This window comes from Acidimicrobiales bacterium (genome assembly GCA_036273495.1).
Classification (GTDB): Bacteria; Actinomycetota; Acidimicrobiia; order Acidimicrobiales; family JAJPHE01; genus DASSEU01.
Genome location: DASUHN010000159.1, coordinates 1 through 6,923, shown reverse-complemented (window position 1 = coordinate 6,923; position 6,923 = coordinate 1). Strand labels below are relative to the sequence as shown.

At 73.0% G+C, this 6,923-nt stretch carries 9 protein-coding genes and 2 tRNA genes; 7 read left to right on the top strand and 4 right to left on the bottom strand.

Going from position 1 to position 6,923, the window contains the following annotated elements:
• On the bottom strand, positions 1-259 hold a 259-nt coding region (locus VFW24_06695; GenBank protein ID HEX5266442.1), incomplete at its 3' end, for a DUF3662 domain-containing protein.
• A gap of 68 nt (positions 260-327) precedes the next feature.
• Here VFW24_06695 and VFW24_06690 point away from each other — a divergent pair.
• Positions 328-414, top strand: a tRNA-Leu gene (locus tag VFW24_06690).
• Between the two features lie 14 nt (positions 415-428).
• Here the strand turns inward: VFW24_06690 and VFW24_06685 are convergent.
• Positions 429-572: a hypothetical protein gene (locus tag VFW24_06685; GenBank protein ID HEX5266441.1), complete on the bottom strand. Its 144-nt coding sequence runs from the start codon at positions 570-572 to the stop codon at positions 429-431.
• Positions 573-612: 40 nt separating this feature from the next.
• Here VFW24_06685 and VFW24_06680 point away from each other — a divergent pair, with 40 nt between their 5' ends.
• The 4 genes from VFW24_06680 to VFW24_06665 all read left to right on the top strand — a co-directional run bounded on the left by VFW24_06680 (position 613) and on the right by VFW24_06665 (position 3,483).
• Positions 613-1,566, top strand: coding sequence for an ATP-binding cassette domain-containing protein (locus VFW24_06680; GenBank protein ID HEX5266440.1), 954 nt, complete (start codon positions 613-615; stop codon positions 1,564-1,566).
• Complete coding sequence (locus tag VFW24_06675) at positions 1,563-2,348, top strand: hypothetical protein (protein HEX5266439.1); 786 nt, start codon at positions 1,563-1,565, stop codon at positions 2,346-2,348. The genes VFW24_06680 and VFW24_06675 overlap by 4 nt, the downstream gene beginning before the upstream one ends.
• Positions 2,349-2,353: 5 nt before the next feature.
• Positions 2,354-3,115, top strand: a complete 762-nt coding sequence (locus tag VFW24_06670) for a sulfite exporter TauE/SafE family protein (GenBank protein ID HEX5266438.1) — start codon at positions 2,354-2,356, stop codon at positions 3,113-3,115.
• Between the two features lie 77 nt (positions 3,116-3,192).
• Positions 3,193-3,483: a hypothetical protein gene (locus tag VFW24_06665; GenBank protein HEX5266437.1), complete on the top strand. Its 291-nt coding sequence runs from the start codon at positions 3,193-3,195 to the stop codon at positions 3,481-3,483.
• A gap of 18 nt (positions 3,484-3,501) precedes the next feature.
• Here the strand turns inward: VFW24_06665 and larC are convergent, their stop codons facing one another.
• Positions 3,502-4,719 (bottom strand): nickel pincer cofactor biosynthesis protein LarC, encoded by a 1,218-nt coding sequence (larC, locus tag VFW24_06660; GenBank protein HEX5266436.1) that lies wholly within the window; start codon positions 4,717-4,719, stop codon positions 3,502-3,504.
• Between the two features lie 13 nt (positions 4,720-4,732).
• Positions 4,733-5,509 carry a nickel pincer cofactor biosynthesis protein LarB gene (gene larB / locus VFW24_06655; GenBank protein HEX5266435.1) on the bottom strand — a complete coding sequence of 259 codons (777 nt, stop codon included), beginning with the start codon at positions 5,507-5,509 and terminating at the stop codon, positions 4,733-4,735.
• 19 nt (positions 5,510-5,528) lie between these two features.
• Here larB and pheA point away from each other — a divergent pair, with 19 nt between their 5' ends.
• Both pheA and VFW24_06645 read left to right on the top strand, forming a co-directional pair.
• Positions 5,529-6,461, top strand: a complete 933-nt coding sequence (gene pheA / locus VFW24_06650; GenBank protein ID HEX5266434.1) for a prephenate dehydratase — start codon at positions 5,529-5,531, stop codon at positions 6,459-6,461.
• A gap of 10 nt (positions 6,462-6,471) precedes the next feature.
• A tRNA-Ser gene (locus VFW24_06645) sits at positions 6,472-6,555 on the top strand.
• Positions 6,556-6,923: the final 368 nt, after the last annotated feature.

Here is a 6,923-nt window from a genome sequence, read left to right as displayed (position 1 = left end):
CGTGCTCCCGTGCCCCCTCGGCCAGCTCGCGCACCAGCCCCTCCTCGAGGGGCCCGAAGCGATCGCGGTCGCGCCCGGACAACCGGACGGTGAACCGGTTCGGGGCGATCAGGCCCCGCATCCCCACGCTCCGTTCCAGGTCCATCTCCCGGGTCAGCCTCCGGCCCAGCTCGACCGGCTGCAGGCCGCCCCGCGACACCCGCCCGAAGACCCCTTCCACTAGCTGCTCGAGCCTTTGCTCGAACTGTTGGAGTCCCATGGCTGACCAAAACCTTACCCAGCGACCGGAATGGATCCCTGCGCCGTCCGTTAACGTTCAGGCCCGCCGGGCGAGTGGCGGAATTGGCAGACGCGCAGGATTCAGGTTCCTGTGTCCGAAAGGATGTGGGGGTTCAAGTCCCCCCTCGCCCACCACCGGGGAGCGGGCCTCAGCCGGTCTTGGTCTTGTCGTCCCGGCCGCTGAGGAGGGTCTGTCCGCAGCACTTCGGCTCGTCACCCGGCGCGCGCACGACGACCACCTCGGTGCCGCACTGCGGGCATCGCAGTCGCTCTCCTGCCTTCGGGGCCGCCACGATCCAGAGACTAACGAAGATTGTCATTAGGTTTGGGGGGGTGGCGCAGGGAGGAAGCTCGGGGACCATCGCGGTGCGCGGGCTGGTCAAGCGCTACGGCGGGACGGTGGCCGTCGACGGGCTGACCTTCGACGTGCTCCCCGGGCGGGTCACCGGCTTCCTGGGGCCCAACGGGAGTGGCAAGTCCACCACTCTCCGGGTGGTCGTGGGCCTGGACGGGCCCACCAAGGGCCAGGTGACGGTGAACGGCACGCCCTACCGGTCCCACCGCCGTCCCCTCCACGAGGTCGGGGCGCTGCTCGAGGCCCGCTCGATCCACCCCGGCCGCACCGCGTACCACCACCTCCTGTTCCTGGCTCTGTCCAACGGGATCCCCCGCCGGCGGGTGGGCGACGTGCTCGAGCGGGTCGGGCTGACCGACGTGGCCCGCAAGCGGGCGGGCACCTTCTCCCTCGGGATGGGCCAGCGCCTCGGCATCGCCGCCGCCCTGCTCGGGGACCCGGGCATCCTGCTGTTCGACGAGCCGGTCAACGGCCTCGACCCCGAGGGGATCCTCTGGGTGCGCAACCTGATGCGGTCGCTGGCGGCGGAGGGCCGGACCGTGTTCGTGTCCAGCCACCTGATGAGCGAGATGGCCCTCACCGCCGACCACCTGGTCGTGATCGGCAAGGGCCGGCTGATCGCCGACACCAGCGTCTCGGACTTCGTGAAGGGCAAGGGCCAGGCCCGGGCCCGGGTGCGGTCGCCGCGGGTCGAGGAGCTGTCCGGCCTGCTGGTGGGCAGGGGCGCCACGCTCGAGCCCGGCCCCGACGGCGCCCTCCTGGTGACGGGTCTGCCGGCGTCCGACATCGGGGACCTGGCGGCGGAGCGGGGCCTGGCCCTCCACGAGCTGACCCCGGTCCAGGCCTCGCTCGAGGAGGTCTTCATGGAGCTGACCCGCGACACCGTCGAGTACCACGCCGCCCCGGTGGCGCCGGCGGAGGCGACCGGATGAGCGTCGCCGCCGACGCCCTCGGCATGGAGTGGGTGAAGTTCCGCACGGTGCGGTCCACGTACTGGACGCTGCTGTTCGCGGTGGTGGCCACCATCGGCATCGGGGCGCTGGTGTGCGTGGTGCACATCAACCGCATCAACCACCTCTCGCCCGGTGACCGCCTCGAGTTCGACGCCGTGCGGTTCAGCCTGGCCGGGGTGCAGCTGGCCCAGCTGGCCGTGGGCGTGCTCGGGGTGCTGGTCATGACCAACGAGTACACGACCGGGGTCATCCGGGCCACGTTCGCGGCCGTTCCGCAACGGCGCCTGGTGCTGGCGGCCAAGGGCGTCGTGTTCGCGGTGGCGGTGTTCGTGATCGGGGAGATCGCCTCCTTCGCCGCCTTCTTCGTGGGCCAGTCGATCCTGGCCACCAAGAGCGTCAACGTGCCCATCGGTAATCCCGGCGTGCTCAGGGCCGTTATCGGCGCCGGGCTATACCTGACGGTGCTGGGGTTGTTCGCCCTCGGGCTGGGCGCGCTGGTCCGCCACACCGCCGGCGCCATCGCCACCTTCTTCGGCCTGCTGCTGGTGCTGCCGGGGATCGTGGCCGCCCTCCCGCAGTCGTGGCAGGACGCCATCGAGAAGTGGCTGCCCGTGAACGCCGGGGAGGCGATCTTCCGGCACGGCCGCTTCCTCGGGACCAGCCACTCCCTGGCGCCGTGGACCGGGCTCGGCGTGTTCGCCGCCTATGCCGCCGTCGCCCTGGTAGCGGCCGCGGTCCTCCTCGCCCGCCGCGACGCCTGACGGCCGTGGGCCCGTGGGGTGACGCGGCGATCGCCGGCGTCGGTCTGCTGGCCGGGGCGGTCAACGCCATCGTCGGGTCGGGATCGCTCATCACCTTCCCGACCCTCGTGGCCCTGGGCTACAGCCCCTTCGTCGCCAACGTGTCGAACACCGTCGGCCTCGTCCCGGGCTCGGTCAGCGGGGCGGTGGGGTACCGCCGCGAGCTGAGAGGGCAGGGGGGACGGGTGCTGCGGCTGGGGGGCTTTGCCCTCGGAGGCGGACTGCTCGGGGGGATCCTGCTGATCGAGGCCCCGCACTCGTTCCGGCGCATCGTGCCCTACCTGGTGCTGGTGGCGGTGGTGATGGTGCTGGTCCAGCCCCGGGTGGCGCGGGCCCTCGACCGGCGCCACGCCGCCCGGGGCAGCACCCGCCCCGAGGCCGGGGGTCCCGCCCTGCGGGCGGGCGTGTTCGCCACCGCCGTCTACGGCGGGTACTTCGGGGCCGCTCAGGGCGTGATCCTCATCGGGCTGCTCGGGATCGGCATGGACGACGACCTCCAGCGGGTCAACGCCCTCAAGAACGTGCTGGCCGCGCTGGTCAACGGGATAGCCGCCGTCCTGTTCATCTTCGACGCGCCGGTGCGTTGGACGCCCGCCCTCATCCTGGCCGGGGCCAGCACGGTCGGGGGCCAGATCGGGGCGCGGGTGGGCCGGCGCCTGCCGGCGGCCGCCCTCCGGGGGGTGATCGTCGTGGCGGGAACGGCCGTGGCCGTGTACCTGCTCAGGTGAGGCGCGGTGGCCCGGGGCGGGGCGCCACCCGTTGCGGGCGAGGGCACCGGCCCGGGAGATTCACCTAACCTCCGCGGTTGGTGGTGGGATCGCCGGAGGCGGAGGGGGCCGGAGCCTTGGTGGGGGATGACGCGACGCTCGCGGTCATCGCCCACGGCCTTCTGAACTCGGTCAGCGCCATCCAGATGGGTGCCCACGCCCTCCGCGAGGGCTGGGAGCGGATGACCGAGAAGCAGCGCACCGACGTGCTCGGGGTGGTGAGCGACCAGGCCTCCCACGTCCGGGGCGTGCTCCAGGACATGATCCGGGGCCTGCCGCCCGAGGTGATCCGGGTGCTCAACGAGCTGGGGCGGGAACCGGGCGGCTAGCGGTCCCAGGAGGCGCGGTCACGAGGCGTCGCCCGGCGGACCCCCCACCGGACCGGTCGGGCCGTCCGGCCGGGGCCGGCGCCGCCAGGCCTCCTCGGCCCGGCGGGCCACGTCCCTCACCGGGAGGCCGCGCAGCCGGGCGACGCGCGCCGCGTCGTCGTCCTCGGCCTTGACCCGCCCGGGGGAGACCTTCACCCGCACCGCCAGCCCCTCGACCTCCACCGCGTCGGCCGCACGCGGCACGGGCCAGCGCTGCAGCGCCTGGCCCCGCACCCCGAGGGTCCCGGTCTCGGCCCGCACGGTGGCGACCATGGCGGCGCGCAGGGCCGGCTCGCACAGCACGGAGAGGACGTGGCCGGGACGGCCCTTCTTCATCACCACCGGGGTGATCCACGCATCGTGGGCGCCCGCCGCGACCAGCGCCGCAACGGCGTGGGCCAGGGTTTCCCCGCTGACGTCGTCGAGGTTGGCCTCGAGCAGGACGACGGGCTGGCCGTCCCCCGCCTCCTCCTCGGCCACCGCCTGGCCGAGCACCACCTGGGTGACGTTCGGCAGCTCCTCCATCTCGCGCTCGCCGGCGCCGAATCCGGTGGCCTCGACCCGCATCGGGGGGAGGGGGCCGAATCCCGACGCCAGCGTCGACACCAGCGCTGCGCCGGTCGGGGTGGTGAGCTCGACCGACACCTCCCGCCCGTAGGTCGGCACGCCGCGCAGCAGCTCCACCGCCGCCGGCGACGGGTTGGGGAGCAGGCCGTGCGACGTCCGGACCACCCCCGTCCCGGTCGCGACCGGGCTGGCCCACACCTCGTCGACGCCGAGGACCTCGAGGGCGGCGCACGTGCCGACGATGTCGACGATGGCGTCGATCCCGCCGACCTCGTGGAAGTGGACCTGCGACGGGTGGCGGCCGTGCAGGCGCCCCTCGACCCCGGCCAGCGCCGCGAAGGTGGCCAGGGCCCGGTCGCGCACCCGGTCGGGCAGACGGGCCTCCTCGATCAGCCCGGCGATGTGGGCGTGGGTCCGCACCACCCCCTCGTCCACGGCGTCGACGACCAACCGGGTGGCGGCGATGCCCCCCCGCTGTACCGCCCGCCGGGTCAGCGACCAGCGCCCGATCGGGAGCCGGTCGAGGAGCGACTGCACCGACTCGAGGTCGGCGCCGGCGTCGACGAGGCTGCCGAGCGCCATGTCCCCGGCGATGCCGGAGAAGCAGTGGAACCAGGCCCTCCGGGTCACGAGGCCGGCGGGGTCAACGGGGCCCCGCGCCCGGCGCCGGACCGAGCATCCTCGCCACCGCGGTGGCGGCGCCGAAGCCGTTGTCGATGCCGACCACGGTGAGCCCGGCCGCGCACGACGACAGCATGGCCAGCAGCGCCGTCACCCCCTCCAGGGCGGCGCCGTACCCGACGCTCGTCGGCACCGCCACCACCGGCGCCGGCGTGACCCCGCCGACGATCGACGCCAGCGCCCCCTCCATCCCCGCCACCACGATCAGGGCGGCGGCGTCGGCCAGGTCGTCCACCGCGGCGAGGAAGCGGTGCAGGCCCGCCACCCCGCAGTCGTAGACCACGGTGGGGGAGAAGCCGTAGGCGCAGAGGGTGGCGCGGGCCTCCTCGGCCACCGGCAGGTCGGCGGTGCCGGCGGTGACCAGCACCACCTTCTCGGGGCGGGCCGCGGCGGGCCGCCACGCGACCGTGCACGGGTGGCCCTCGGGCGGGGTCACCCGTCCCCCGGGCGCGGCGGCTAGGGCGGCGGCCACCTGGCGGGCGTCGGCCCGGGTGAGCAGCACCGGTCCCCCGGCTTCTTCGGAGAGCAGCTCGGCCACGATGGCCGCCGCCTGCGCCGGGGTCTTGCCCGGCCCGTAGACCGCCTCGGCCTGCCCCTGGCGCAGGGCGCGGTGGTGGTCCACCCGGGCGAAGCCGAGATCCGCGTACGGGAGCCGCCTCAGCCGCCGCACGGCGTCGTCCGGAGTGGTGCGCCCCGTCGCCACCGCGTCGAGCAGTTCGCGCAGGCTGGCCTCGTCCATGGCCTAACTATCCTGCCGTATGGCCAAGATCGGCTATCTCGGGCCCCCGGGAACCTTCACCGAGGAGGCGCTGCTCAGCCAGGAGGACCTGGCCGGCCAGGAGCTGGTGCCGCTCACGACCGTCACCGACGTGCTGGCCGCAACCCAGGCGGGAACCCTCGAGATCGGCTTTGTCCCGATCGAGAACTCCATCGAGGGGACCCAGACCACCACCCTGGACGCGCTGGTCTTCGAGTACGACCTCCTGATCCAGCGCGAGGTCGTGATCGACGTGCACATGCAGCTGGTGGGCCCGAAGGGGCTGGGGTTGAAGGACGTGACCCGGGTGCTGGCGTTCCCGTTCGCCGAGAACCAGGTGCGCCAGTTCCTGGCCAGCCGCCTGCCCGGAGTCGAGGTCGTGCCCGCCCACTCCAACGCCGAGGCCGCCCGGCGGCTGGCCGAGGAGGAGCTCCCCGGGACGGCGGCGGTCAGCACCGCCCTCGCCGCCGAGCTGTACGGGCTGGCGATCCTCGAGTCGGGCATCGAGGACCACGCCGACAACGCCACCCGCTTCGTCTCGGTCGCCGTCTCCGGCGTGCCGGCGCCGACCGGCCACGACCGCACGAGCATCGCCTGCTTCCAGAAGGCCGACCGTCCCGGCAGCCTGCACTCGATCCTGGGTCAGTTCTCGGCCCGCAACATCAACCTCACCAAGCTGGAGTCGCGCCCGACGAAGAAGGCGCTCGGGGACTACTGCTTCATCATCGACCTCGAGGGTCACATCGCCGACGAGGTCGTGGCCGACTGCCTGCGCGACCTGCACGCTCAGCTCAAGAACGTGAAGTACCTCGGGTCCTACCCCGCCGCCGGCGCCCACGGCCCGGACATCCGCCGGGGCGTGCAGAAGGCGTGGAAGGAGGCGGACGCCTGGGTGGCCGAGCTACGAGCCCAGATCCGCAAAGAGAGTGATTAGCCTCCCCTTCGGAGGGATGGCAGAGCGGCCGAATGCGAGGCTCTTGAAAAGCCTTGGGTGATGAGCCCCGAGGGTTCGAATCCCTCTCCCTCCGCTGGTCAGAGGCTGTTTTGCTCCGCCCAGCTGATCATCCATAAGGCCAGTTGCCCATAATTTGCCCATAATCGGTGGGCCTCCGGCGGTACACTCTCTTACGTATGCAGGGAAGCCTGCGCTCTCGGGGGCGCGACAGCTGGGAGATCAGGGTTTCGCTCGGGAAGGACCCCGGGACGGGTCGCTACCGGTACGTCACACGCACCGTCCGCGGTACGAAGCGAGAGGCGCAACGAGCCGTAGCCAAACTCGTCACTGAGGTCGACAAGGGCCGTCACCAGCACGCGGGCGGGCACACCGTCGCCGAGCTCATCGACCGATGGATGGCGCACATCGAAGCCAGGGGCCGGGCGGCGTCCACCTTGGAGC